The sequence below is a fragment of the Streptomyces sp. NRRL S-31 genome, assembly GCF_000718775.1.
In the GTDB taxonomy this organism is placed as follows: domain Bacteria; phylum Actinomycetota; class Actinomycetes; order Streptomycetales; family Streptomycetaceae; genus Streptomyces.
This window is the reverse complement of the sequence record NZ_JOCB01000001.1, coordinates 69,060-93,696: the sequence shown is the minus strand read 5'-3', so window position 1 is coordinate 93,696 and position 24,637 is coordinate 69,060. Positions and strand designations below refer to the sequence as shown.

At 72.7% G+C, this 24,637-nt stretch carries 24 protein-coding genes; 14 read left to right on the top strand and 10 right to left on the bottom strand.

Features of this window, described 5'->3' with window-relative positions; genetic code table 11:
* Positions 1 to 3: 3 nt before the first annotated feature.
* Together IF37_RS0100395 and IF37_RS0100390 are read right to left on the bottom strand one after the other, a co-directional pair.
* Entirely contained in the window at positions 4 to 825 is an 822-nt protein-coding gene (locus tag IF37_RS0100395; protein WP_030734185.1) for a nucleotidyltransferase domain-containing protein, read from the bottom strand.
* 99 nt (positions 826 to 924) lie between these two features.
* Positions 925 to 1,599, bottom strand: a complete 675-nt coding sequence (locus IF37_RS0100390) for a Crp/Fnr family transcriptional regulator (protein WP_030734182.1) — start codon at positions 1,597 to 1,599, stop codon at positions 925 to 927.
* 458 nt (positions 1,600 to 2,057) lie between these two features.
* On the opposite strand from IF37_RS0100390, the gene nth reads away from it, so the two are divergent.
* The 3 genes from nth (at position 2,058) to IF37_RS0100375 (ending at position 5,017) form a co-directional block, all read left to right on the top strand.
* A complete protein-coding gene (nth, locus tag IF37_RS0100385; protein WP_253915589.1) occupies positions 2,058 to 2,975 on the top strand; it encodes an endonuclease III in 918 nt (305 codons plus the stop codon).
* A gap of 55 nt (positions 2,976 to 3,030) precedes the next feature.
* Positions 3,031 to 3,726, top strand: coding sequence for a CoA pyrophosphatase (locus IF37_RS0100380; protein WP_030734176.1), 696 nt, complete (start codon positions 3,031 to 3,033; stop codon positions 3,724 to 3,726).
* Between the two features lie 91 nt (positions 3,727 to 3,817).
* Positions 3,818 to 5,017, top strand: a complete 1,200-nt coding sequence (locus IF37_RS0100375) for a MarP family serine protease (RefSeq protein WP_030734173.1) — start codon at positions 3,818 to 3,820, stop codon at positions 5,015 to 5,017.
* Positions 5,018 to 5,033: 16 nt separating this feature from the next.
* On the opposite strand, the gene IF37_RS45420 is transcribed toward IF37_RS0100375, so the two are convergent.
* The 5 genes from IF37_RS45420 to acs form a co-directional block, all read right to left on the bottom strand.
* A complete protein-coding gene (locus IF37_RS45420) occupies positions 5,034 to 5,213 on the bottom strand; it encodes a hypothetical protein (protein WP_079165470.1) in 180 nt (59 codons plus the stop codon).
* Between the two features lie 139 nt (positions 5,214 to 5,352).
* Entirely contained in the window at positions 5,353 to 6,288 is a 936-nt protein-coding gene (locus IF37_RS0100370) for an alpha/beta fold hydrolase (RefSeq protein WP_030734170.1), read from the bottom strand.
* Entirely contained in the window at positions 6,285 to 6,773 is a 489-nt protein-coding gene (locus tag IF37_RS0100365; RefSeq protein ID WP_030734167.1) for a phage holin family protein, read from the bottom strand. Before IF37_RS0100365 ends, IF37_RS0100370 begins: the two co-directional genes overlap by 4 nt.
* A 121-nt stretch (positions 6,774 to 6,894) precedes the next feature.
* Positions 6,895 to 8,343, bottom strand: a complete 1,449-nt coding sequence (gene nhaA, locus IF37_RS0100360; protein WP_030734164.1) for a Na+/H+ antiporter NhaA — start codon at positions 8,341 to 8,343, stop codon at positions 6,895 to 6,897.
* Positions 8,344 to 8,557: 214 nt separating this feature from the next.
* The gene (acs, locus tag IF37_RS0100355; protein ID WP_106981684.1) at positions 8,558 to 10,555 is read right to left on the bottom strand and encodes an acetate--CoA ligase; all 1,998 of its coding nucleotides are present in this window, start codon (positions 10,553 to 10,555) and stop codon (positions 8,558 to 8,560) included.
* A gap of 304 nt (positions 10,556 to 10,859) precedes the next feature.
* Here acs and IF37_RS0100350 point away from each other — a divergent pair, with 304 nt between their 5' ends.
* Positions 10,860 to 12,125 (top strand): hypothetical protein, encoded by a 1,266-nt coding sequence (locus IF37_RS0100350; protein ID WP_030734159.1) that lies wholly within the window; start codon positions 10,860 to 10,862, stop codon positions 12,123 to 12,125.
* A gap of 3 nt (positions 12,126 to 12,128) precedes the next feature.
* Here IF37_RS0100350 and IF37_RS0100345 read toward each other — a convergent pair whose 3' ends face one another.
* Positions 12,129 to 13,109, bottom strand: coding sequence for an ATP-binding protein (locus tag IF37_RS0100345; RefSeq protein ID WP_030734156.1), 981 nt, complete (start codon positions 13,107 to 13,109; stop codon positions 12,129 to 12,131).
* Between the two features lie 101 nt (positions 13,110 to 13,210).
* Here IF37_RS0100345 and IF37_RS0100340 point away from each other — a divergent pair, with 101 nt between their 5' ends.
* Positions 13,211 to 14,035, top strand: a complete 825-nt coding sequence (locus IF37_RS0100340; protein ID WP_030734153.1) for a hypothetical protein — start codon at positions 13,211 to 13,213, stop codon at positions 14,033 to 14,035.
* Positions 14,036 to 14,469: 434 nt separating this feature from the next.
* Here the strand turns inward: IF37_RS0100340 and IF37_RS0100335 are convergent, their stop codons facing one another.
* The gene (locus tag IF37_RS0100335) at positions 14,470 to 15,300 is read right to left on the bottom strand and encodes an HAD family phosphatase (protein WP_030734150.1); all 831 of its coding nucleotides are present in this window, start codon (positions 15,298 to 15,300) and stop codon (positions 14,470 to 14,472) included.
* Positions 15,301 to 15,926: 626 nt separating this feature from the next.
* On the opposite strand from IF37_RS0100335, the gene ssd reads away from it, so the two are divergent.
* From ssd to IF37_RS41320, 7 genes are all read left to right on the top strand, one after another.
* Positions 15,927 to 17,033, top strand: a complete 1,107-nt coding sequence (gene ssd / locus IF37_RS0100330) for a septum site-determining protein Ssd (protein ID WP_030734147.1) — start codon at positions 15,927 to 15,929, stop codon at positions 17,031 to 17,033.
* Positions 17,030 to 18,238: a TadA family conjugal transfer-associated ATPase gene (locus IF37_RS0100325; RefSeq protein ID WP_030734144.1), complete on the top strand. Its 1,209-nt coding sequence runs from the start codon at positions 17,030 to 17,032 to the stop codon at positions 18,236 to 18,238. The genes ssd and IF37_RS0100325 overlap by 4 nt, the downstream gene beginning before the upstream one ends.
* A 78-nt stretch (positions 18,239 to 18,316) precedes the next feature.
* A complete protein-coding gene (locus IF37_RS0100320) occupies positions 18,317 to 19,183 on the top strand; it encodes a type II secretion system F family protein (RefSeq protein ID WP_030734140.1) in 867 nt (288 codons plus the stop codon).
* Positions 19,180 to 19,968, top strand: a complete 789-nt coding sequence (locus tag IF37_RS38850; protein ID WP_030734137.1) for a type II secretion system F family protein — start codon at positions 19,180 to 19,182, stop codon at positions 19,966 to 19,968. Before IF37_RS0100320 ends, IF37_RS38850 begins: the two co-directional genes overlap by 4 nt.
* A 118-nt stretch (positions 19,969 to 20,086) precedes the next feature.
* Entirely contained in the window at positions 20,087 to 20,287 is a 201-nt protein-coding gene (locus IF37_RS38845; RefSeq protein ID WP_030734133.1) for a DUF4244 domain-containing protein, read from the top strand.
* A gap of 22 nt (positions 20,288 to 20,309) precedes the next feature.
* A complete protein-coding gene (locus IF37_RS0100305) occupies positions 20,310 to 20,651 on the top strand; it encodes a TadE family type IV pilus minor pilin (protein ID WP_030734130.1) in 342 nt (113 codons plus the stop codon).
* A complete protein-coding gene (locus IF37_RS41320) occupies positions 20,648 to 21,151 on the top strand; it encodes an Rv3654c family TadE-like protein (RefSeq protein WP_079165468.1) in 504 nt (167 codons plus the stop codon). The genes IF37_RS0100305 and IF37_RS41320 overlap by 4 nt, the downstream gene beginning before the upstream one ends.
* On the opposite strand, the gene IF37_RS0100295 is transcribed toward IF37_RS41320, so the two are convergent.
* Complete coding sequence (locus tag IF37_RS0100295; protein WP_079165467.1) at positions 21,057 to 23,570, bottom strand: DEAD/DEAH box helicase; 2,514 nt, start codon at positions 23,568 to 23,570, stop codon at positions 21,057 to 21,059. The two genes, IF37_RS41320 and IF37_RS0100295, sit on opposite strands and share 95 nt — an antisense overlap.
* Before the next feature lie 76 nt (positions 23,571 to 23,646).
* Between IF37_RS0100295 and bldG the strand changes: the two genes are divergently transcribed.
* Positions 23,647 to 23,988, top strand: a complete 342-nt coding sequence (bldG, locus tag IF37_RS0100290; protein ID WP_010986038.1) for an anti-sigma factor antagonist BldG — start codon at positions 23,647 to 23,649, stop codon at positions 23,986 to 23,988.
* A 180-nt stretch (positions 23,989 to 24,168) separates the two neighbouring features.
* Positions 24,169 to 24,600 carry an ATP-binding protein gene (locus tag IF37_RS0100285; protein ID WP_030734118.1) on the top strand — a complete coding sequence of 144 codons (432 nt, stop codon included), beginning with the start codon at positions 24,169 to 24,171 and terminating at the stop codon, positions 24,598 to 24,600.
* The last annotated feature ends 37 nt before the right edge of the window (positions 24,601 to 24,637 follow it).

Here is a 24,637-nt window from a genome sequence, read left to right as displayed (position 1 = left end):
GGGTCAGTCCGGGCGGGGCGCCTTGACGCCGTGCACGCGCGCGTACTCGGCGGCCAGCCAGGGCCCGAGGTCGTCCACGTACGACCGCAGGACGACCGGGTCGCCTTCGGGCTGCGTGCCGTGCTCCGCCGCCGCGCGCAGCTGTGCGGCCCGCTCCGGGTAGTACTCGGAGAACGCCCCGGCCATCCGGCGCAGGTCGCTGGTCCAGCCCTGCCAGCGGGGCATGACCAGGGTGAAGCCGGTGCGGACGAGGTGCCGGGACATGAAGCGCACGAGCGGCCTGCGGGCCTCCTCGGTGTCCGCCGCCCCCTCGATCCGCTCCCGCCAGCGCGGCAGCCGCCGGGCGAGGTCGCCGTTGGTCTCGCGGGCGAGCAGGGAGTCGGGACGGTAGCGGGGCAGGTGTTCGGCGAGGTCGGCGCCGAGCAGCGGGGTGCACAGACAGGCGAGGAACCAGCCCAGGTCGTACCGTTCCGGGTCGCTCAGCAGCCGTGCGCGGCCGTGCAGCAGCGTGCCGACGCCGTCGATCTGCCCGAACTCCTCGTCGAGCGCCTCCCCGAGGGCCCGTACGGCGTCCCGGTCGGCGTCGGACGGCTCCTTGCGCAGGGCGACCAGGAGGTCCAGGTCGCTGCGGCCCACGCGCGCGGTGCCGCGCGGGATCGACCCGTAGACGTAGGCGCTGTGCAGCCGTGTCCCGAAGACCTCGGGGAGCCGGTCACGCGCGGCGGCCACGACCGGGCGGAAGGCGTCCGGCACGCGCGCGAGGGAGCCTTCGCGGACGATGAAGCCCTGGGCGTCGAGCCCGGGGCGGTGAGGGGTTCCGGTCATGCCCTCACCGTTCCCCGCCCGACAGCGGCTTCCGGGGGCCGCGGGACAACGGGGCCCGCCCGCGGGGAAGCGCGGCCCCGGAGGGCCGGGTAGCGGGCGTCAGCGCGACCTCTTGGCCAGCCGCTCCACGTCGAGCAGGATCACGGCCCGCGCCTCCAGGCGGAGCCATCCGCGCTGGGCGAAGTCCGCGAGGGCCTTGTTCACCGTCTCGCGGGAGGCGCCGACCAGCTGGGCCAGCTCCTCCTGGGTGAGGTCGTGGACGACGTGGATGCCCTCCTCCGACTGCACGCCGAAGCGGCGGGAGAGGTCCAGCAGGGCCCGCGCCACCCGGCCGGGGACGTCCGAGAAGACCAGGTCCGACATGGCGTCGTTGGTCTTGCGCAGGCGGCGGGCGACGGCGCGCAGCAGGGCGCCGGCCACCTCGGGGCGGACGTTGAGCCAGGGCTGGAGGTCGCCGTGGCCGAGGCCGAGCAGCTTGACCTCGGTCAGCGCGGTCGCGGTGGCCGTGCGGGGGCCCGGGTCGAACAGCGACAGCTCGCCGATCAGTTCGCCGGGGCCGACGACGGCGAGCATGTTCTCCCGCCCGTCGGGGGAGGTGCGGTGCAGCTTGACCTTGCCCTCCGTGACGACGTAGAGCCGGTCCCCGGGGTCGCCCTCGTGGAACAGGGAGTCGCCGCGTGCGAGCGTCACCTCACTCATGGAGGCGCGAAGCTCCGCGGCCTGCTCGTCGTCGAGAGCCGCGAAGAGCGGGTTGCGCCGCAGAACGTCGTCCACGAGTTCTCTCCTTGTCGACCTGCTCAGGGGATCTTTCTCCCCCATGTACCAGGGGACCGTGTTCCCCATTTTGCCGGACGGTCCAAACAGTGTGATCTGTCACAAGGATGCCGCACAGGTGTCCCGGGGTAAGCGTCAGGGGTCCAATCGGGGTCCGGTCGGACAGGTCCGGGGCGGATGTCGGTGCCGGGCTTTAGGCTGGCCGGGTGTCCAAATCGCCGGTGAGAACACAGGCCAAGGGGGCTGGGTGGGTGGTCGTACGTCGCGATTCCGCTGTGGGCGAACAGGCTCGCGGAGGAAGTAGTAAAACGGGCAAATCATCAAATAAGGGTGTCGTCGACGTGGAGAAGGTCCCCGAGAACGCCGCACCCGCCGAGCAGAGGGCGGAGGGGGCGGCGAAGAAGCCGGTGAAGACGGCGGCGAAGAGGCCGGCGAAGTCGACGACGGCGAAGAAGCCGGTGAACGCGACGACGGCGAAGGCGGCCGAGAAGGCGGTGAAGAAGGCGGCGTCCGCGAAGACCGCCGGTGTGAAGACCGCCGCCGCGAAGGTGTCGCCCGCGAAGACCTCGCCCGTCAGGAAGACCGCCGTCACGCCGCCGGGCGGCGAGTCCCCCACCGCCCTGGTCCGCCGCGCCCGCCGCATCAACCGCGAACTGGCCGAGGTCTACCCCTACGCCCACCCCGAGCTGGACTTCGAGAACCCCTTCCAGCTGCTGGTCGCCACCGTGCTGTCGGCGCAGACCACCGACCTGCGCGTCAACCAGACCACCCCGGCGCTCTTCGCCGGGTACCCCACCCCCGAGGACCTCGCCGCCGCCAACCCGGAGGTGATCGAGGAGATCCTGCGCCCCTGCGGCTTCTTCCGCGCCAAGACCAGGTCGGTCATAGGGCTCTCCGAGGCGCTCGTCGAGAACTTCGGCGGCGAGGTGCCCGGGAGGCTGGAGGATCTGGTCACCCTGCCCGGCGTGGGCCGCAAGACGGCCTTCGTCGTCCTCGGCAACGCCTTCGGCCGGCCGGGCATCACCGTGGACACCCACTTCCAGCGGCTGGTCCGGCGCTGGCAGTGGACCGCCGAGACCGACCCGGACAAGATCGAGGCCGCCGTCGGCGCGCTCTTCCCGAAGAGCGACTGGACCGACCTGTCCCACCACGTCATCTGGCACGGCCGCCGGATCTGCCACGCCCGCAAGCCCGCCTGCGGCGCCTGCCCCATCGCCCCGCTCTGCCCCGCGTACGGCGAGGGCGAGACCGACCCGGAGAAGGCGAAGAAGCTGCTGAAGTACGAGAAGGGCGGCTTCCCGGGCCAGCGGCTCAAGCCCCCGCAGTCCTACCTCGACGCGGGCGGCCGTCCGGCGCCGCCGCTGGGGGCCGCGTGACGGAACGATCTCGGGGTCCTCGGGCGTTGCAGAGGGCAGAGCGACGGGGGTGGCGATGACCAGTACGAGTGACACACAGGGCGGTCCGGTGACGGTCAGCAAGGAGGGGCTGCCCCACTGGCTCGCACCCGTCGTACGCGCCGCCGAGACGGTCCAGCCGCTCCAGCTGAGCCGCTTCCTGCCGCCGGAGAACGGCTCGGGGCGCCAGTCGGCCGTGCTGATCCTGTTCGGCGAGGGGGAGCGCGGCCCCGAGCTGCTGCTCATGGAGCGCGCGGGCTCGCTCCGCTCGCACGCCGGCCAGCCGTCCTTCCCGGGCGGCGCGCTGGACCCGCAGGACGGCGATCCGCAGGGCGACGGCCCGCTGCGGGCCGCGCTGCGCGAGGCCGAGGAGGAGACCGGGCTCGACCCGTCCGGGGTGCAGCTCTTCGGTGTGCTGCCCCGGCTGTACATCCCGGTCAGCGGCTTCGTCGTCAGCCCCGTGCTGGGCTGGTGGCGCGAGCCCAGCCCGGTCGGCGCGGTCGACCCGAACGAGACCGCCCGGGTCTTCACCGTCCCCGTGGCGGATCTCACGGACCCCGCCAACCGTGCCACCGCCGTCCACCCCCGCGGTCACCGCGGCCCGGCATTCCTGGTCGAATCGGCCTTGGTGTGGGGCTTCACCGCCGGGGTGATCGACCGTCTGCTGCACTTCGCGGGCTGGGAGCGCCCCTGGGACCACGCAAAGCAGGTCCCGCTCGACTGGCACGCATGACAGGGTGATCCCCGTGCTGTATCCCCCCGGGGGCATCCCCGGGCCCCGGCCGAGCTGCTGGGAGCGGAGTGAGTAGGCGAGGCCTGAAGCAGTGAACGCGCTGGACATCCTGTTGCTCGTCGCGGCCGTGTGGTTCGCGGTGGTGGGCTACCGCCAGGGCTTCGTCGTCGGCATCCTGTCGGTGATCGGCTTCCTGGGCGGTGGCCTCGTCGCCGTGTACACGCTGCCCGTCATCTGGGACGCCATGACCGACAAGGCGGAGGTCGGCGCCACCGCGGCCGTCGTGGCCGTGATCGTCGTCATCGTCTGCGCCTCGGTGGGCCAGGTCCTGACCACCCATCTCGGCAACAAGCTGCGCCGGTACATCACCTGGTCCCCCGCCCGCGCCCTGGACGCCACCGGCGGGGCGCTGGTCAACATCGTCGCGATGCTCCTGGTGGCCTGGCTGATCGGCTCCGCCCTGGCCGGTACGACCCTGCCCACGCTCGGCAAGGAGGTGCGCGGCTCCAAGGTGCTCCTCGGCGTCTCCCGGGCGCTGCCCGCGCAGGCCGACACCTGGTTCGCGGACTTCTCCTCCGTGCTCGCGCAGAACGGCTTCCCGCAGGTCTTCAGCCCCTTCTCCAACGAGCCGATCCAGGACGTCCGGCCGCCCGACCCGGCGCTCGCGGGCGGCCCGGTGGCCCTGCGCGCCCAGCGCTCCATCGTCAAGGTCACCGGCACGGCGCCGAGCTGCGGCAAGGTCCTGGAGGGCACCGGCTTCGTCTTCGCCGACCGCCGCGTGATGACCAACGCGCACGTGGTCGGCGGGGTCGACGCGCCGCGGGTGCAGATAGGCGGCCAGGGCCGCGGGTACGACGCCAAGGTGGTGCTGTACGACTGGAAGCGCGACATCGCCGTGCTCGACGTACCGGACCTGAAGGCGACCGCGCTGCGGTTCACCGCCCAGGACGCGGCCGGCGGGGACGGCGCGATCGTCGCGGGCTTCCCGGAGAACGGCTCGTACGACGTGCGCGCCGCGCGCGTGCGCGGGCGCATCACGGCCAACGGCCCGGACATTTACCATCGCGGCACGGTCCGCCGCGATGTCTACTCCCTGTACGCCACCGTCCGCCAGGGCAACTCCGGCGGCCCGCTGCTCACACCGGCCGGCGAGGTGTACGGCGTGGTGTTCGCCAAGTCCCTCGACGACGCGGACACCGGCTACGCCCTGACGGCGGACGAGATCCGGGCCGACATCGAGCGGGGGCGCACGGCGAACGAGCAGGTGGGCACGGACAGCTGCGCCCTGTAGGGCGGCTCGGCGGCGTTCAGCTCCGCGGGTGACGCAGGCGCACCGAGACCCAGCGGGCCCGGCGGCGCAGGATGTGCGGGATCCCCACCCGCAGGTCGCCTTCCGCGAGTTGCGCGGTGCCTCGCTGAGGCGTGCTCAGGCCCGTGGCCGAGCGGCGATTGCGGGGTGCGTCACTGTAGTCGTGCGTCCAGCCCATACCCCGACGTGTGCCCTCGCCCGAAGGTCCATAACCGCCTCCGCGCCCCCCAATTGGCCTATGCGGCAGGCATGTGGCCGTTCGACGGACAACTGTTCACGATTCGGATACTCCGTGCAGCCAATTGCTCACAGAACGGTCACCGATCGGGTTCCGGATCCTTCAGCCAGTTGACGAGTTCGGCGGAGAACGCCGCCGGGTCCTCCTCGTGCGGGAAGTGACCGAGACCGTCGAACAGCCGCCAGCGGTACGGCGCTTCGACGAACTCGCCCGAACCGGCCGCGCTGCGCGTGCGGGTCACCGGGTCCAGCGAGCCGTGCAGATGCAGGGTCGGCACCCGTACCGGCCGCTTCATCCGGCGGTAGAACTGCACGCCGTCCGGGCGGGCCAGCGAGCGCACCAGCCAGCGGTACGGCTCGATCGAGCAGTGCGCCGTGGAGGGGATGCACATGGCCCGCCGGTACGTCTCCACGGCCGCGTCCTCCGGCGGTCGCGGCCCGGACCAGTCCCGGATCAGCCGGCCCACCAGCGCCCCGCCGTCGGCGGTCAGTTGCCGCTCGGGCAGCCACGGCCGCTGGAACCCCCAGATGTAGGAGCTGGCGGCCGTCTGCCGGGCGTCCCGGAGCATCGCCGCGCGCCAGCGCCGCGGGTGGGGCATGGAGGCGACGGCGAGGCGCCGGACGAGCTTGGGCCGCATGGCCGCCGCCGTCCACGCCAGGTAGCCGCCGAGGTCGTGACCGACCAGCGCGGCGTCCGGCTCGCCGAGCGAGCGGATCACCCCGGTGACGTCCAGGGCCAGGTTGGCGGGGTCGTAGCCGCGGGGCGTGCGGTCGCTGCCGCCGACGCCCCGCAGGTCCATCGCCACCGCCCGGTAGCCCGCGTCCGCGAGCGCGGCCAGCTGGTGCCGCCACGTCCACCAGAACTGGGGGAAACCGTGCAGGAGCAGCACCAGGGGACCGTCGCCCAGCTCGGCGATGTGGAACCGGGCGCCGTTGGCGGCGACGTCCCGGTGCGTGACCTGCCTCCCGTCCGGGAGGTCGATCCGCACGGGCGAGGAGGCGGCTGGGTCCGTCATGACGACGAGCGTGCCACAGCCTCGAGGGCGGCGGGAGCGCGGTCCTCGGGCAGCTCCGGACGCGGGTGCGGCTTGGCGTTCTGCAACACCCCTGCCGTCTCCTTCATCGAGGCGGCCACCTTCTGCGGGCCCTGGCCCCGCTTGGCCTTCTTGGCGAACGCCACGCCGATGAGCGCGAGGAAGCCGGCGACGAGCACGTTGGCCGCGAAGGACAGCAGGAAGCAGACGGCCAGGTTCCAGCCGCTCCAGGTCCTGATGCCGTACGCCAGGGCGAAGTTGAGCATCGGCAGGGAGAACACCAGCACCGCGCCGGCGACCGAGAACGCGCCGCCGCTCATCGCGCCGCGTTTCACGTCCTGCTTGAGCTGGGCCTTGGCCAGTGCGATCTCGTCGTGCACCAGCGCCGACATCTCGGTCGTCGCCGAGGCGAACAGCTGGCCGATGCTGCGTTCGGCGCCGACCGGGCTGCCGTCGGGTGCGCTCATCGCGTTCTCCCTCAGAGGTCTGTTGTGCCGCACGTGCGCCGCGCGGGACGGCCGTGGTGCTCGTACGCCGTCCGGGTGCCGTCGCGCGTGCGGCCGTCTTGTTTTGTACCGTCTCGTCAGATCATGCCGGACGGCCGCCCTCCTCGCCTGCCCCGCCCGGCACTTCCGCAAGCCCGTGGCGTGCCCCGGCGGCCCGCTCGGCGGCCAGCCGCCGGTGTTCGGCGGCCTTGCGCTCGTGGATCTCCGCCATGCGCAGGTGGTACGCCGGGTCGTCCTGCTCGTAGACGTCCGGGATGCCGTCGCTGTCCTCGTCGCGGTCCTCGTCCTCGCACAGCCTGCGGTACCGGGCGTTGCGCAGCTTCAGCAGCACGGTCGCGCACACCGTCGCGATCAGCGATCCGGTGATGACGGAGGCCTTCACCTCGTCGGTGAGCACGGTGTCGCCCTCGAAGGCCAGCTCGCCGATGAGCAGCGCGACCGTGAAGCCGATCCCGGCGAGCACGGCCACCGCGAAGACGTCGGCCCACGCCAGCTCCTCGCTGAGCCGGGCGCGGGTGAAGCGGACGGTCAGCCAGGTGCCGCCGAAGATGCCGGCCGTCTTGCCCACGACGAGACCGAGCACGACACCGAGCGTCTCGGGCCGGGTGAATACGTCCCCGAGCGCTCCGCCGGATATCGACACACCAGCGCTGAACAGCGCAAACAGCGGTACGGCCAGCCCGGCCGACAGGGGTCGCACCAGGTGCTCGACGCGTTCGGCCGGCGAGTGCTCCTCACCCTGACGGGTGGTGCAGCGCAGCATCAGGCCCATCGCCACACCGGCGATGGTGGCGTGCACGCCGCTGTTGTACATCAGCGCCCAGACGACGACGGCGAGCGGTACGTACACGTACCAGCCGCGGACGCCCTTGCGCAGCAGCAGCCAGAAGACGGCGAGGCCGGCGGCGGCCCCGCCGAGGGCGGCGAAGTCCAGCCGGTCGGTGAAGAAGACCGCGATGATCAGGATCGCGAAGAGGTCGTCCACGACCGCGAGGGTGAGCAGGAAGGCGCGCAGGGCGCTGGGCAGGGAGGTGCCGATGACCGCGAGGACGGCGAGCGCGAAGGCGATGTCGGTGGCGGTGGGCACCGCCCAGCCCTGCGTGGAGCCGTTCCCGGCGAGATTGGTGAGCGTGTAGACGAGCGCGGGTGCGGCCATCCCGCACAGCGCCGCCACCACGGGTAGCACGGCCGCCTTGGGGTCGCGCAGATCACCCGCGACCAGCTCGCGTTTCAGCTCGATGCCGGCGGCGAAGAAGAACACGGCGAGCAGTCCGTCGGCGGCCCAGTGGGCGACGCTCAGGTGCAGGCCGAGGGCTTCGGGACCGAGGGAGAAGTGGGCGACGGCCGCGTAGCTGTGGCGCAGGGCGGGGATGTTCGCCCACACCAGCGCCGCCACGGCGGCCAGGAGCAGCAGGACGCCGCCGACGGTCTCGGTGCGCAGGGCGTCCGCGACGTAGGTCCGCTCGGGCAGGGACAGCCGGCCGAGGGCCTTGCGGGCGGTGGTGCGGGTGCGGGTGCGGGGCGCGGTCACGGGAGACCTCCGGGGCAGGCGGAACTCACATGCCGACCAGACTTCCCGGCGCACCCGTCGTGTCGCGCGCGGCGACACTTTCTTTAGCTTACCTAAGCTGGCGCGAGCTTACCCGAGCCGGCGTGCGCCGGGTCCGTGCTCCTCACCGTAGACGCCCGAGGGGTGCCCGGCACGTTCACCGGCCGGGTGCCCCTCGGGGTGCCGAACGTCCCGCTCAGTCCTCGCTGGAGCTGGCGGGCAGCTTGGACTGGATGAGCGTCATCACCGTGCTGTCGGTCAGGGTGGTCACGTCACCCAGCTGGCGGTTCTCGGCGACATCGCGCAGCAGACGGCGCATGATCTTGCCGGAGCGGGTCTTCGGCAGCTCCGCCACCGGCAGGATCCGCTTGGGCTTGGCGATCGGGCCGAGCGTGGCGCCGACGTGGTCGCGCAGCTCGCCGACGAGCGCGTCGTCCTCCGACGCCGAGCCGCGCAGGATGACGAACGCGACGATGGCCTGTCCGGTGGTCTCGTCCGCGGCGCCCACGACGGCGGCCTCGGCGACCGCCGGGTGCGAGACGAGTGCCGACTCCACCTCGGTGGTGGAGATGTTGTGCCCGGAGACGAGCATCACGTCGTCCACCCGGCCGAGCAGCCAGATGTCCCCGTCGTCGTCCTTCTTCGCTCCGTCACCGGCGAAGTACTTGCCCTCGAAGCGGGACCAGTAGGTGTCGATGAACCGCTGGTCGTCGCCCCAGATGGTGCGCAGCATGGACGGCCACGGCTCGGTCAGCACCAGGTAGCCGCCACCGCCGTCGGGCACCTCGTTCGCCTCGTCGTCGACGACGGTCGCGCTGATGCCGGGCAGCGCGCGCTGCGCCGAACCGGGCTTGGTCTCGGTGACGCCGGGCAGCGGCGTGATCATCATGGCGCCGGTCTCGGTCTGCCACCAGGTGTCCACGACGGGCGTCCGGTCGGCGCCGATGTGCTTGCGGTACCAGACCCATGCCTCGGGGTTGATGGGCTCGCCGACCGAGCCGAGGACGCGCAGGCTGCTCAGGTCGAACTTGGCGGGGATGTCGTCGCCCCACTTCATGAACGTCCGGATCGCGGTCGGCGCCGTGTAGAGGATCGTGACCTTGTACTTCTGCACGATCTCCCAGAACCGGCCCTGGTGCGGGGTGTCCGGCGTGCCCTCGTACATCACCTGCGTCGCGCCGTTGGCCAGCGGGCCGTAGACGATGTACGAGTGCCCGGTCACCCAGCCGACGTCGGCCGTGCACCAGTACACGTCCGTCTCCGGCTTGAGGTCGAAGACCGCCCAGTGGGTGTACGCCGCCTGGGTGAGGTATCCGCCGGAGGTGTGCAGGATGCCCTTCGGCTTCCCCGTCGTACCGGAGGTGTAGAGGATGAACAGCGGGTTCTCCGCCTCGAACGCCTCCGGGGTGTGCTCGGCGGACTGCCGGCCCACCAGGTCGTGCCACCACACGTCCCGGCCCTCGGCCCAGCCGACCTCCTGGCCGGTACGGCGCACCACCAGCACGTGCTCGACGTTGTCGACCTTGTCGATCGCCTCGTCCACGGCCGGCTTGAGCGCGGACGGCTTGCCGCGCCGGTAGCCGCCGTCGGAGGTGATGACGACCTTGGCGTCCGCGTCCTTGATCCGGGTCGCGAGCGCGTCCGCCGAGAAGCCGCCGAAGACGACCGAGTGGGCCGCGCCGATCCGGGCCGAGGCCAGCATCGCGATCGCGGTCTCCGGGATCATCGGCATGTAGATGGCGACCCGGTCGCCCTTGCGAACGCCCAGCTCCAGCAGGGCGTTCGCGGCCCGGGAGACCTCGTCCTTCAGCTCCGCGTAGGTGATCGAGCGGCTGTCGCCGGGCTCGCCCTCGAAGTGGATGGCGACGCGGTCGCCGTGGCCGGCCTCCACGTGCCGGTCCACGCAGTTGTAGGCGACGTTCAGCTCGCCGTCCTGGAACCACTTCGCGAACGGCGGGTTGGACCAGTCCAGCGTCTCGGTGGGTGCCTTGGCCCAGGTCAGGCGACGGGCCTGCTCGGCCCAGAAGCCGAGTCTGTCAGCCTTGGCCTGTTCGTACGCCTCCGCGGTGACATTGGCGTGCGCGGCCAAATCGGCGGGCGGCGCGAACCTGCGTTCTTCCTTGAGCAGGTTGGCCAGGCTCTCGTTGCTCACGACATCTCCCATTCCAAGGGTGTCCGTTGTGTCCCAGGCCACAGCTCATCAGACCCGGGGGTCCGATGACAAGGGTCGACCGGAAAATTGGTTTAGACCTTTTCGTGGGGCGGAGCAATCGTTGGCAAAAGGGTCGTAACGCCACGTAAAGGTAAAGTCTAGTTTTCTGGGGCAAATAGAGCAGGCAATCGCGCGTCGGGGTGAAGTAGTCATTTGATCGGCTTGTCGTACTAATTCCTTCTCGCTCTCATGCGACCTTGGCGGCGCCGCCGGGACAAGCCCGGCACATCACCAGAAACGGCCCTTGTCAGCGTGTGCCTGAGAGAAGGAAGAAGGTGGGCGGAAGATGGCCGCCACCCAGAGGATCACCGTCGGCGCCATGGTCGCCGCGGCCTGTGCGGCGTCGCTCGCCGGTTGCGCGACCGACTCCACCAGCACCAAGGAAGGGGCGCACGGCCCGGAGCGGGGGGCGCCCGCACCGGGCAGCGTGTTCCGGCTGATCGGTGACGGATCCACCGCGTACACCGGTTCGCAGCCGCACCTGCCCGCACCCGAGCGGCTGAGCCCCGGTCAGAAGCCGCCGCAGTTCGTCGTGTTCTCCTGGGACGGCGCGGGCGAGGACAGCCAGAAGCTGTTCTCGCACTTCCGCGAGGTCGCCAAGGAGAACAACGCGACCATGACGTACTTCCTCAGCGGCGTCTACATGCTGCCGAAGGAGAAGCGTGACCTGTACAAGCCGCCGCAGCACTCGCCCGGCAGCTCCGACATCGGTTTCAACGACGAGCAGGGCATCACCGACACCCTCGAGCAGGTCCGGCAGGCGTGGCTGGAGGGCAACGAGATCGGCACCCACTTCAACGGCCATTTCTGCGGGCCCGAAGGCGGCGTCGGCACCTGGTCGGTGGAGGAGTGGAAGAGTGAGATCGCCCAGGCCAAGGCGTTCGTGAAGTCCTGGCGGAGCAACACCGGCATGAAGCGGGAGGCGTCGCTGCCCTTCGACTACGACAAGGAGCTGATCGGCGCCCGCACCCCCTGCCTGGAAGGGCGGAAGAACTTCACGAAGGCCGCCCGCGAACTCGGCTTCCGCTACGACTCCAGCGGAGTCAACGATCAGGTCTGGCCCAAGAAGAAGGAGGGCCTGTGGGACCTGTCGATGCAGCTGGTGCCCTTCCCGGGCCACACCTACGAACAGCTCACCATGGACTACAACTTCATGGTCAACCAGTCCGGCACCCAGACCCAGGGCGACCCCGACAAGTTCGACTACTGGGGCGACCAGATGCGCGACGGCCTCCTCCAGGGCTTCTACCGGGCCTACGACGGCAACCGCGCGCCGTTGATCATCGGCAACCACTTCGAATCCTGGAACGGCGGCACCTATATGCGCGCCGTCGAGGACGTGGTGAAGCAGGTGTGCGGCAAGCCCGAGGTGCGCTGCGTCTCCTTCCACCAGCTGGCCGACTGGCTGGACGCCCAGGACCCCAAGACCCTGGAGAGACTGCGCACCCTGGAGGTCGGCGAGGCGCCCCGGCAGGGCTGGGCGTCCTTCCTGTCCGGCCGCCCCGCTCCGGCACCCAAGGGCGTGCCCGGGGCGCCGGCGGACAAGCGGTAGCCGTCAGACGGGCGTTGCCAGGCTCTCGCCGAGCACGAAGTGGGGGTCGACCTGCGCCGCCAGGTCGACCCCGGTGCGCTCGTTCCCCCAGGACTCGGCGTTCTTCAGGTGGAAGTGCACCATCTGGCGGGTGTAGCGCTCCCAGTCGCGCTGCTCGTAGGTGGCGTCGGCGGTGGCCCGGAGAGTGCCCAGGGCGCGGGCGTTGGCCTCCTCCAGTTCGTCGAACCGGGGCGGGCGGCCCTTCTCCATGGCGCGCACCCAGTCCGAGCGCCCGACCGTCACGAGCAGGTCGTCCCCGACCTCTTCGCGCAGGAAGTCGATGTCGTCCGGCTCCTGGATCTTGTTGCCGACGACCTTCAGGGCGACGCCGAAGTCCCGGGCGTAGTCCTTGTACTGGCGGTAGACGGAGACCCCCTTCCGGGTCGGCTCGGCGACGAGGAACGTCATGTCGAAGCGGGTGAACATGCCGGAGGCGAAGGAGTCGGAACCGGCCGTCATGTCGACCACGACGTACTCGTCGGGACCGTCGACGAGGTGGTTCAGATACAGCTCCACCGCTCCCGTCTTGGAGTGGTAGCAGGCGACCCCCAGGTCGGCGTCCGTGAAGGGGCCGGTGACCATCAAACGGACGGCGCCGCCGTCGAGTTCCACCGGACGGGCGCACGCGTCGTAGATCCGGTTCGGCTCCCGCACCCGGACCAGTCGCGAACCCTCCCCGGGCGGAGTCGTCTTGATCATCGTCTCGGCGGAGGCGATGCGCGGGTTGCTGCCGCGCAGGTAGTCCTTGATCGACGTCAGCTGTTCGCCCATGGCGGGCAGCGCCGCCGCCTCCTCGTCGCCGAGGCCGAGTGCGGGGCCGAGGTGCTGGTTGATGTCCGCGTCGATGCCGACCACCGGGGCTCCGGCGGCCACGAGATGGCGGATGAAAAGGGAGGAGAGCGTGGTCTTGCCGCTGCCGCCCTTCCCGACGAAAGCAATTTTCATGTTCACCAAGGGTAGTCGGACGATGGCTCTGCGTGTCACGAGGAAGTGAAGAAGACCACTCCTTCGTGGGGCGGGCCGGGGAGGTGCGTAGTGTCGTACTCATGAGTACGACAGGCGCGACCGCCGATCCGCTCGCGGCCCTGGGCGCACTGCCCGGAGTGGCCGATTCCGTGGAGTCCGTGCGCAAGGCCGTGGACCGGGTCTACGGGCACCGGATCATGCGGCGCCGCAGCAACGAGATCACCTCCGAGGCGGCCCTGCGCGCCGCCCGTGGCTCGGCGGCGCTGTCCGGCGCGGACTGGGCCCTGGAGGAGGTGCGCCGGCGCACCGACTTCGGTGCGGACCCCGAGGCCCGGGTGGTGGGCGCGGCCCTGCGGCTCACCGCCGAGGCGGGACAGCTGCTGTCCGTCTGGCGCCAGTCGCCCCTGCGGGTGCTCGCGCGGCTGCACCTGGTGGCCGCGGCGAGCGGTGACGACCGGGTGGGTAGGCCGCGCCAGGCCGGCGAGGCGGTGGACGAGCCGTTGATCGAGCTGCCGCTGCCGGACGCGGCGGAGGTGTCGGGCCGGCTGGAGGGGCTGGCCGACCTGCTCATCGCCGGCAGTTCGGCCCCCGCGCTGGTGACGGCGGCCGTCGTGCACGGCGAGCTGCTCGCGCTGCGGCCCTTCGTCTCGTACAACGGCCTGGTCGCGCGCACGGCCGAGCGGATCGTGCTGATCGGCAGCGGCCTGGACCCGAAGGCGGTCTGCCCGGCCGAGGTCGGCTACGCCGAGCTGGGCCGCGCCTCCTACCTGGCCGCCCTGGACGGGTACGTCTCCGGTACGCCCGAGGGCATGGCCGCGTGGATCGCCCACTGCGGGCGGGCGGTGGGCTTCGGTGTGCGGGAGTCGACGGCGGTGTGCGAGGCGCTCCAGCGCGGCGCCGCCTGAGCGGGCCTGATGGCGTTTTCGGGGGCGGTGTCGTCCGCTACGGAAGCCCGTCGGCGTTTCCGGCGCGGCGTCGCCCGAGGGGTCTGCCGGTGAGCCTCCGGGTACCGGCCGCTCAAGGGTTGCGGCGGTACGAATGCTCGTACCGCCGCTGGCATGCTCACCGGGTTACCAAGCGTCCTCGATATGTCGCCCATCAGGTCGGGATGCTTTGCCCGTCACCTGGTGCGGCTGGCCCGTAATCGACGGGTCGACGTCGCGTGGGTGCCCGATGTCCATGCTGGGTCCGTGGGGCCGAGTGCGTAGTGGTAGGGGATCCTCTCGGATGTCCTTTGGTCTCGCGGGCCTACGTTCTTTGTACCGCGGGCCGGGGTGAAGCGGAACCCTTGCCCGCACTTCTTTACTTTCAGTCCCGAACGGGATGAAACGGGCGCCGGTCAGACCGTGCCGCGGCGCCGGCTGGCGTACCAGACGAGTCCGGCGGTCGCCGCCGCCGCGCCTATGGCAGCCGCCGCGACCAGGGCCGGGCGGGGCGGCACGGAGAACGCCGGGAGCCGCTTCTTGAGCGGGACCGGACGGCGGAACTCCAGGACCGGCCACCCCTGTGAGAGCGCCTCGCGGCGCAGTGCGCGATCGGGGTTCACGGCGTGCGGGTGCCCGACCGTCCGGAGCATCGGCAGGTCGGTCGCCGAGTCGCTGTAGGCGTAGCAGCGGTCGAGGTCGTACCCCTCGGACGCGGCCAGTTCCCGGATGGCCTCGGCCTTGGTCGGGCCGTAGGCGTAGTACTCCACCTCCCCCGTGAAGCAGCCGTCCTCGCCCACGACCATGCGGGTGGCGACCACCCGGTCCGCGCCCAGCAATGCGCCGATCGGCTCGACCACCTCCGCGCCCGAGGTGGACACGATCACCACGTCCCGGCCGGCCGTGTGGTGCTCCTCGATGAGGGAGGCGGCCTCGTCGTAGATGATCGGGTCGATCAGGTCGTGCAGGGTCTCGGCGACGATCTCCCGCACCTGCTGGACGTTCCAGCCGCGGCACAGTGCCGAGAGGTACTCGCGCATGCGCTCCATCTGATCGTGGTCCAGGCCGCCGGCCAGGAACACGAACTGGGCGTACGCGGTGCGCAGGGCGGCCCTGCGGTTGATCAGTCCGCCTTGGTAGAAGGACTTGCTGAAGGTGAGCGTGCTCGACTTCGCAATGACCGTCTTGTCCAGGTCAAAGAAGGCCGCTGCGCGGGGCAAGGAGTGGTTTTCCACGCCCCTGAGCATAGGCGCCCACCATTCGGCGTAAGGTGGGGCGCGTGGGTTTGCCTGAGAGGGCTCTCGGGTACACCATGGAAGTCACGGATCGTTCGCGACCGTGCTAACCCGGTCCGACTCCTCCCCCCCCCGAGTCGGCCGTGGGGACGACCCCCGCTCTCCCCCCCGGCGGGGGTCGTCGCATGTCCGGACGGGTTTTCGTCCGCCTCTCCCGCCTTTACGCGGCCACGCGGCCGGCGTTGCGCCGCCGTGACCGCGCCTTCGGCATGCCCGCGATCGGTTACTCCCGGTAATCACAGGACTGCTCTATGGAAGTCGCGCACGGACCGGCGCGGCTGCTCCATGGAAGTCGCGCACGGACCGGCGCTGGGTCACCGGTATGAGTGACGAAGTTATTCACAGGGTGGGCGGTGTCCACAGTTTTCGACCAAGATCCACATCTTTTCGCGGATCCCTGCACCGTGATTCCAGTGCGCTCCTGTCGCGGCGAGTTCATGGCCGGTTCCGATTGCCGGAGCGTGTTTGGCCGATTCCTGTCGGCCGTTCATATGGAGGCCGCGCGCCGGTTCTCCACATCTTCCGGGAATCGCGTGCCCGCCGGGCCGCGCGGCCCGCCCAGCGAAGGGGGAACACCCGTGACCGGAACCGTCACCCGCATCCCGCCACCCGACCCCGGGAACCGGCCCGGACGGCCGCTCATCGTCACCGAGGACGCCGTACTCCTGGACGATCTCCTGCGCCTGTGCGCGGCGGCGGGCGCCACACCCGAGGTCCGTCCCGGTGTACCGGAAACCGGCGACGGCTGGGCGGCGGCCCCGCTGGTGCTCGTCGGCGACGACGCCGCCCGCCGGATGGGCGGGGCCGCGCGCCGGACCGGAGTGGTGCTGGTCGGCCGTGACCAGGACGACCCGGGCGTGTGGAAACGAGCCGTCGAGATCGGCGCCGACCACGTCCTGATGCTTCCCGACGGCGAGCCCTGGCTGGTCGACCGCATCGCCGACGTCGCCGAGGGCCTAGGCCGCCCGGCCCTCACCGTCGGGGTGATCGGCGGCCGGGGCGGGGCCGGGGCGTCCACGCTCGCCTGCGCGCTCGCCGTCACCTCCGCGCGTGAGGGACTGCGCACCCTCCTGGTGGACGCCGATCCGCTCGGCGGCGGACTCGACGTCCTCCTCGGCGGCGAGGGCGCCGAGGGGCTGCGCTGGCCCGCCTTCGCCGCCTCCCGCGGCCGGGTCGGCGGCGGCGCCCTGGAGGAGTCCCTGCCCGAACTGCACTCCCTGCGCGTGCTGAGCTGGGACCGCGGCGACTGCGTCGCCGTTCCCCCGCCCGCGGTGCGCGCGGTACTGGCCGCCGCCCGGCGGCGCGGCGGCACGGTCGTGGTCGACCTGCCCCGCCGCCTCGACGACGGGGTCGCCGAGGCTCTCGCCCAGCTCGACCTGGCCCTGCTCGTCGTCCCGGCCGAACTGCGGGCGGTCGCCGCCGCCGGCCGCGTCGCCTCCGTGGTCGGCATGGTCGTGCGCGATCTCAGGGTGGCGGTCCGCGGGCCGTACGCGCCGGGCCTGGACGACGACGAGGTGGCCCGGCTGCTCGGCCTGCCGCTGGCCGGCCAGGTGCCCGTCGAACCGGCGCTGCTGCGGCCGCGGGGCGGCGCGAAACCCCCGGGCGCGACCGGCCGCGGTCCGCTCGCCCGCTTCTGCGCGCACTTCCTGGAGCGCGCGCTGGTCGAGGCGGGGGGCACCCGGTGACCCTTCCCGGACTCGACCGGGCCGACGGCGGGGCCCTGCTCGACGGCGTCCGCCGCTGGCTCGCCGAGAGCGGCGCCGAACCCACTCCCGCGCGCGTGGCCCAGGCCCTGCGCGAACAGGGCCGGGTCCTCGGTGACGCCGAGGTCCTCGGCGCGGCCGAACGCCTGCGGTCCGAACTCGTCGGCACCGGCCCCCTGGAACCGCTGCTCGCCGACCCGGACGTCACCGACGTCCTGGTCTCCGCCCCGGACCGGGTGTGGGTGGACCGCGGCGGCGGCCTGGAGCTGACCGCGGTCACCTTCCCGGACGCGGCGGCCGTACGACGTCTCGCGCAGCGGCTGGCGGCCGTGGCCGGACGCCGGCTGGACGACGCCCGGCCCTGGGCGGACGCCCGGCTCCCGGACGGGACCCGGCTGCACGCGGTACTGCCTCCGGTCGCCGTCGGCTGCACCTGCCTGGCCCTGCGGGTGGTCCGGCCCCGGGCGTTCACCGTCGAGGAACTCGTCGCGGCCGGGACGGTGCCGCCCGGCGGTGACCGCGTCCTGCGGGCGCTGCTCGCGGCCCGGCTGTCCTTCCTCGTCAGCGGCGGCACCGGATGCGGCAAGACGACCTTGCTCAGCGCGTTGCTCGGACTCGTCGGACCGGGCCAGCGGATCGTGCTCGCCGAGGACTCGGCCGAACTCAGGCCGGACCACCCGCACGTCGTCCGGCTGGAGACCCGGCCCGCCAACCAGGAGGGCGCCGGCCTGGTCACCCTGGAGGACCTGGTGCGGCAGGCACTGCGGATGCGCCCGGACCGGCTGGTCGTCGGCGAGGTGCGCGGACCCGAGGTCGTCCATCTGCTCGCGGCCCTGAACACCGGCCACGAGGGCGGGTGCTGCACGGTCCACGCCAACGCCGCCGGTGACGTACCGGCCCGGCTCGAGGCGCTGGCCACCGCCGCCGGACTGGACCGGGCGGCCCTGCACAGCCAGCTGGCGGCTGCCCTGTCGGTGGTGGTGCACCTCGTGCGGGACCGGTCCGGGCGGCGCCGGATCGACGAGGTGCACGTCCTGGAGCGGGACACCGGCGGGCTGGTGCGGACGGTACCCGCGCTGCGCTGGGGCGAGCGGGCGTTCGCGCGGGAGCGGGGGTGGGAGCGGCTGCGGCGGCTGCTGGGGCCCTCGGGCGAACTCGCCGACGCGTGCGTGAGGGACGAGCCGTGAGGGAGCCCCGCGGGTTCCGAGCGGTGGGAGAGGCGGCGGAGACGACGGAGATGAAGGGGCACGGAAGTGATCGGTGAGATGTGCATGGCGGGCGCGCTGCTCTGTCTCGCCCTGCTGGTCCGGCTGCTGGGCGGCCGGCACCAGGGGATGCGGCGGGCCCGGCTGCTGTTGGCCGGTGGTGGGGCGGCCGGTGGCGGGGTGGTCGCGACCGGGCCGCCCCTCTGGGAGCAGGCCGTCACGGAGCTGCGGCGCCGGAGCGACCGGTGGGGCGCCGAGTGGGCGGCGCTCGCCGCCGGGATGCTGATCGGCCTCTTGGGCGCCTCGGTGATTCCGGTCGTCGCGGGGGCGGCCGGGGTGCCGGTGCTGCGCCGGGTGCGACTGGCCCGGCAGGAGCGGAGCGCCACGGAGCGGCGGGCCGACGCGGTGATCGTCCTGTGCGGGGCGCTCGCCGGGGAGGTGCGGTCGGGGCGGCAGCCGGGGGCGGCCCTGCTGCGGGCCGCGCGGGACTGCGACGGGCTCGGCGACGCACAGGCCGCCGTGGTGGCGGCGGCGCGGTTCGGCGGAGACGTGCCCGGCGCGCTCGCCACGGCGGCGCGGCAGCCGGGTGCCGAGGGACTGCTCGGCCTCGCCGCCTGCTGGCGGGTGGCGGTGGACCAGGGTGCCGGACTCGCCGCGGGCCTGGACCGGCTGGACGGTGCCCTGCGCGCCGAGCGGGACCAGCGGGCCGACCTGCGGGCCCAGTTGGCGGGTGCCCGGGCCACCGCCGTGCTGCTCGCCGCGCTGCCCGCCCTCGGACTGCTGCTCGGCGCGGCCATGGGCGCGGATCCCTTGCGGGTGCTGCTGCACAGCGGGGCCGGTCTCGGCTGTCTGACGGCCGGGGCGGTCTTCGAGGCGGCCGGGATGTGGTGGGCGACGCGGATCGTGCGGGGAGCGGAGGCGGTGTGAGCGGGGAAGTTGTCCACAGGCTGGGGATGGCCGGAATCGCGGTGCTGATCCTCGCCTGGGGTGTGCGACGGCTGGAGCTGGTGCGCCGACGACGTCAGGCGCGGCGCCGGGTGGCCGATCTGCTGGGGCTCGGTGTGTGCTCCGGCAGGGTGCCGTTCGTCATCCCGGGCGCGGTGCGGCGGTGGCTGCCGGCGGCGGGTGCGGCGGGTGCGGCGGGTGGCGCGTGGGTGCTGGTCGGCGGGGCCGCCGGGGCCGTGCTCGGGCTGGGGGTCGGGGTCGTGCTCTGGCGGTGGCGGGACCGTCGGGCGGCAACCGGCCGGCCGGAGACGAGCGACACCGCCGAGGCCGCGCGTCGGCTCCCGCTCGCGGCCGATCTGCTGGCCGCCTGCATCACCGCCGGTGCCGGTCCGGTGATCGCCGCCCACGCGGTGGGAGAGGCCCTCGGCGGACCCGTCGGGCAGGCCCTGGCACGCGGTGCGGCGGAGGTCCGGCTCGGCGGCGCCCCGGCGGACGCCTGGCGGAGCCTGGCTCTGCTGCCCGGCGCCGGCGCCCTGGCGCGGCTGCTGGAGCGGGCCGACGAGTCCGGGCTTCCCGCGGCCGGCCCGGTCACCCGGCTGGCGTCGGACGCGCGCGCGGAATGGGCCCGCGCGGCGACGGCCCGGGCACGCCGGGCGGCCGTGCTGGTCTCCGCACCGGTCGGCCTCTGCTTCCTGCCCGCGTTCGTCGCGATCGGGGTGCTGCCCGTGGTGATCGGACTGGCGGGCGGGGCGATGGGAGGGAGGTGACGCCGGGCACGCGCATCGGATCGACGCGGAGAACGGCTACGGAGACCAGTCCTTACGGGGACCAAGTCCTTACGAGGACCGAGAGCTTGAGGAAACCGAGACCTTACGGGGGTTCGAGATGTTCGGAAAGATCAGGGAAGCGGTGGTCCGGTGGCGCGGAGCGTGCCGTCAGGACGCCGGAATGGTGACGTCCGAGTACGCCATGGGGATCATCGCGGCCGTCGGGTTCGCGGTGCTGCTCTACAAGGTCGTCACCAGCGGGCAGGTGCAGGCGGAGCTTCAGGACATCGTGAAGAAGGCTCTCAGTGCGCGCATGTGAGCGGGGCGGGGACCGGGGGTTCGTGACCGCGGAGGCGGCCGTGGTGCTGTCCGTGCTGGTGGCGTTCACGATGGCGTTGGTCTGGGGGCTGCTCGCGGTGGCGGCGCGGATCGAGTGCGTGGACGCGGCCCGCGCGGGCGCCCGGGCCGCCGCCCGTCAGGACCCGCCCGCCGCGGTGGTCACGGTGGCCCGGGAAGCGGCGCCACGGGGAGCACGGGTGACCGTCGCCCGTGAGGGCGACCGGGTCCGGGTGACGGTGGTGGCCCGCCCGCCGATGCTGGGCGGACTGCCGCTCGAGGTCCGCGAGGAGGCGGTGGCGCTCGCCGAGGAGACCGTGGGGGCGGCGGGGGAGGCGGGACCATGAGGGGGGAAACGGCCGGCGTGCGTGCCCTGTGGGGCCGCGTGGAGCCGCCGGGCGGCCCGTGTGGCCGTACGGTCCGGGGGCAGGAGCCCGACCGGGGGTCCGGCCGGGGGCCTGGGCGGGAGTCCGACCGGGGGTCAGCCACCGTCTGGAGCCTGGGGGCCATCGCCCTGCTGTGCGCGGTGTTCGGTGCCGTGCTCGTTCTCGGGCAGGCCGTCGCCGTACGGCACCGGGCGGCCGGCGGCGCCGACCTGGCCGCGCTGGCGGCGGCGGACCACTGGGCCGAGGGCGGCACCGCGGCCTGCGCCCGGGCCGAGCGGCTCGCCGCGGTCCAGGGGGTACGGCTGGTGCGGTGCGCGATCGTCGGCGACACCGCGGAGGTGACGGCGGCGGCGGGCAGGGGGCCGTTCACTGCGGAGGTCGGTGCGAGAGCGGGTCCGGCGGCCCCGCATCAGCTTCCTCCGCCGGCTTCTCCTCCGGTGCGCCCCGCAGCAGCACCGTGAGGAGCCGTACCGCCCCCCGTTTGTGGAGAGGGTCGTTGCCGTTGCCGCACTTGGGGGACTGGATGCAGGACGGGCAGCCGGCCTCGCACTCGCAGGAGGCGATGGCCTCACGGGTGGCGGCGAGCCAGGCGCGGGCGGTGTGGAAGGCGCGCTCGGCGAAGCCCGCGCCACCGGGGTGGCCGTCGTAGACGAAGACCGTGGGGAGCAGGGTGTCGGGGTGCAGGGGGACGGACACCCCGCCGATGTCCCAGCGGTCGCAGGTCGCGAAGAGGGGCAGCATGCCGATGGAGGCGTGCTCGGCGGCGTGCAGGGAGCCGCCGAGGATCTCCGGGCTGATCCGGGCCTCGTCCAGCTGGTCCTCGGTGACCGTCCACCACACCGCGCGGGTGCGCAGCGTACGAGGAGGGAGGTCGAGTTTCGTCTCGCCCAGCACTTCGCCCGTGATCAGGCGTCTGCGCAGGTAGGAGACCACCTGGTTGGTGACCTCCACCGAGCCGTAGCAGAGCCGGCCCGAGCCCCACGGGATCTCGGTGTCCGTCTCCAGGACGGAGATCGACGTGGTGTCGCGGGCCACCGTCGAGTACGGCGGGTCGGCCCGCTCCACCAGGGCGACCGAGTCCTCCAGGTCCAGGGCGCGGACCAGGTAGGTGCGGCCCTGGTGCAGGTGGACGGCTCCCTCGTGGACCGCGGAGTGCGCGGCGCCCGCGTCGACCGTGCCGAGCAGGCGGCCCGTGCCGGCCTCGACGACCTGCACCGGTCGCCCGCCCGCGCCGCGGATGTCGGTCAGGTCGGCGGCCCGCTCCCGGCGCGTCCAGTGCCACGCCCTCGTCCGTCGGCGCAGCAGTTTCGCGGCCTCCAGCTGCGGCAGCACGTCGGCGCAGGCGGGACCGAAGAGGTCCAGGTCCTCCTCGGTCAGCGGCAGCTCCGCGGCGGCGGCGCACAGGTGCGGGGCGAGGACGTAGGGGTTGTCGGGGTCGAGGACCGTCGATTCCACCGGCTGGTCGAACAGGGCCTCGGGGTGGTGGACGAGGAAGGTGTCCAGCGGGTCGTCCCGGGCCACGAGGACGGCCAGGGCGCCCTGCCCGGAACGGCCCGCGCGGCCCGCCTGCTGCCACAGGGAGGCGCGCGTGCCCGGGTAGCCGGCGATCACCACCGCGTCCAGGCCGGAGACGTCCACGCCCAGCTCCAGGGCCGTCGTGGCGGCGAGCCCGAGGAGTTCACCGGAGTGCAGGGCGCGTTCCAGGGCGCGGCGCTCCTCGGGGAGGTAGCCGCCCCGGTAGGCGGCGACCCGCCGGACCAGGGAGCGGTCGACCTCGGCCAGCCGCTCCTGGGCGATGACCGAGATCAGCTCGGCGCCGCGCCGGGAGCGGACGAAGGCGACCGAGCGCACGCCCTGCACGGTGAGGTCGGTCAGCAGATCGGCGGTCTCGGCGGTGGCGGTGCGCCGTACGGGTGCGCCCCTCTCGCCCTGGAGTTCGGTGAGCGGGGGCTCCCAGAGGGCGAAGACCAGCTCGCCGCGCGGGGAGGCGTCGTCGGCGACCTCCACGACCGGCAGGCCGGTCAGCCGCCGGGCGGCGACCGCGGGCTCGGCGGCGGTCGCCGAGGCCAGCAGGAACACGGGGGAGGAGCCGTAGCGGGCGCACAGGCGGCGCAGCCGGCGCAGTACCTGGGCGACGTGCGAGCCGAAGACGCCCCGGTAGGTGTGGCACTCGTCGATGACGACGTACCGGAGCGACTTCAGGAAGGAGGACCAGCGCGGGTGGGACGGGAGTATCCCGCGGTGCAGCATGTCCGGGTTGGTGAGGACGTAGGTGCCGTACTGGCGGATCCACTCGCGTTCCTCGACCGGGGTGTCGCCGTCGTACACGGCCGGACGCACGGCGTTGCCGAGGGGTTGTGAAAGTTCCTTCACCGATCGGCACTGGTCCGCCGCGAGCGCTTTGGTGGGGGCCAGGTAGAGGGCGGTGGCGCCGCGGCCGTTCGGGGCGGCCGCGCCGTCCAGCAGGGCGGAGAGGACGGGCACGAGGTACGCCAGGGACTTGCCGGAGGCGGTGCCGGTGGCGACGACCACCGAGTCGCCGTCCAGGGCGTGCTCGGCGGCCAGCGCCTGGTGCGCCCACGGGTGCTCGATGCCGCACGCCTGGACGGCCGCGATCACCTCGGGCCGAATACGGTCAGGCCAGACGGCATGGCGGCCCTCGCGCGGGGGCAAGTGCTCCGTATGAGTGATGCGCGCAGCCCGGCTCGGCCCGGAGGCGAGGCGGTCCAGGACCGCGCCCGGAGACGGGTGGGACGCCGGGTTCGCCGGGGTTCGATCGGATCGGTGATTCTTGGCCATCGGCACCGAGTGTGTCACTGGCGTGACGGACAATGGGGTCAAGGCGTCGTGCACGCCTGCCGGTAAGTGATTGAATGCCATCGCGGCTGGCGAAGCGTTCGGGGCCAAGCCGAGGTGCCCCAGGGCGACCGCTCGATAGCAAGGTGCTGGAGGATCCGTGGACCTGTCCCTGTCGACCCGTACCGTCGGCGATCGTACGGTCGTCGAGGTCGGTGGCGAAATCGACGTATATACCGCGCCCAAGCTGCGCGAGCAGCTGGTCGAGCTGGTGAACGACGGGAATTTCCACCTCGTCGTGGACATGGAGGGCGTGGACTTCCTCGACTCCACCGGGCTCGGCGTTCTGGTCGGCGGCCTGAAGAGGGTTCGTGCCCACGAGGGCTCGCTGCGCCTGGTCTGCAACCAGGAGCGCATTCTCAAGATCTTCCGCATCACCGGCCTCACCAAGGTGTTCCCGATTCACACCTCGGTCGAGGAAGCGGTGGCGGCGACCGACTGATCGACCACCGACCGATTCCGGACCGGTCGCCGGCGCCGGGCCCCTGTCGGGGCCGGGCGTCGGCCGGTCCCGTCCTGGGCATGCGCACGCGGCGGCCCGGGGCACAGAACTGCACCAGGGGGGTGTGGGCGCTCGGCGGCCCAGCCCCCGACCGCACGCCCGTAGTCGCGAGGGGGATGCATGGCCACCGTCGAACTCCGCTTCAGCGCGCTGCCCGAGCACGTCCGGACCGCCCGGTTGGTGGCGGCAGCGGTGGCGCGCAGGGCCGGAGTGGACGAGGCGGTGCTCGACGAGGTGCGCCTCGCCGTCGGTGAGGCGTGCTCCCGCGCTGTCGGACTGCACCAGAACAGCGGCGTCACGGCGCCGGTGAAGGTGGCGCTGATCGAAGAGGAGAAGCAGTTCTCCATCGAGGTCGGCGACGAGGCGCCGCACGCCACGCCCGGCGGCGACACGCCCGGCGCGCAGGACGGCGAGGCGGAGGTCGAGGAGGACGAGATGGGCCTCGCGGTCATCAGCGGCCTCGTCGACGACGTGGAGGTCACCACCGGGCAGAACGGCGGACTGATCCGTATGACCTGGCCGACCGCGCCGCCGGCCGCCGCCCTCGCCTGACCCCGGAACCACCGCACAGGGGCCCTGCCTGAGCAGG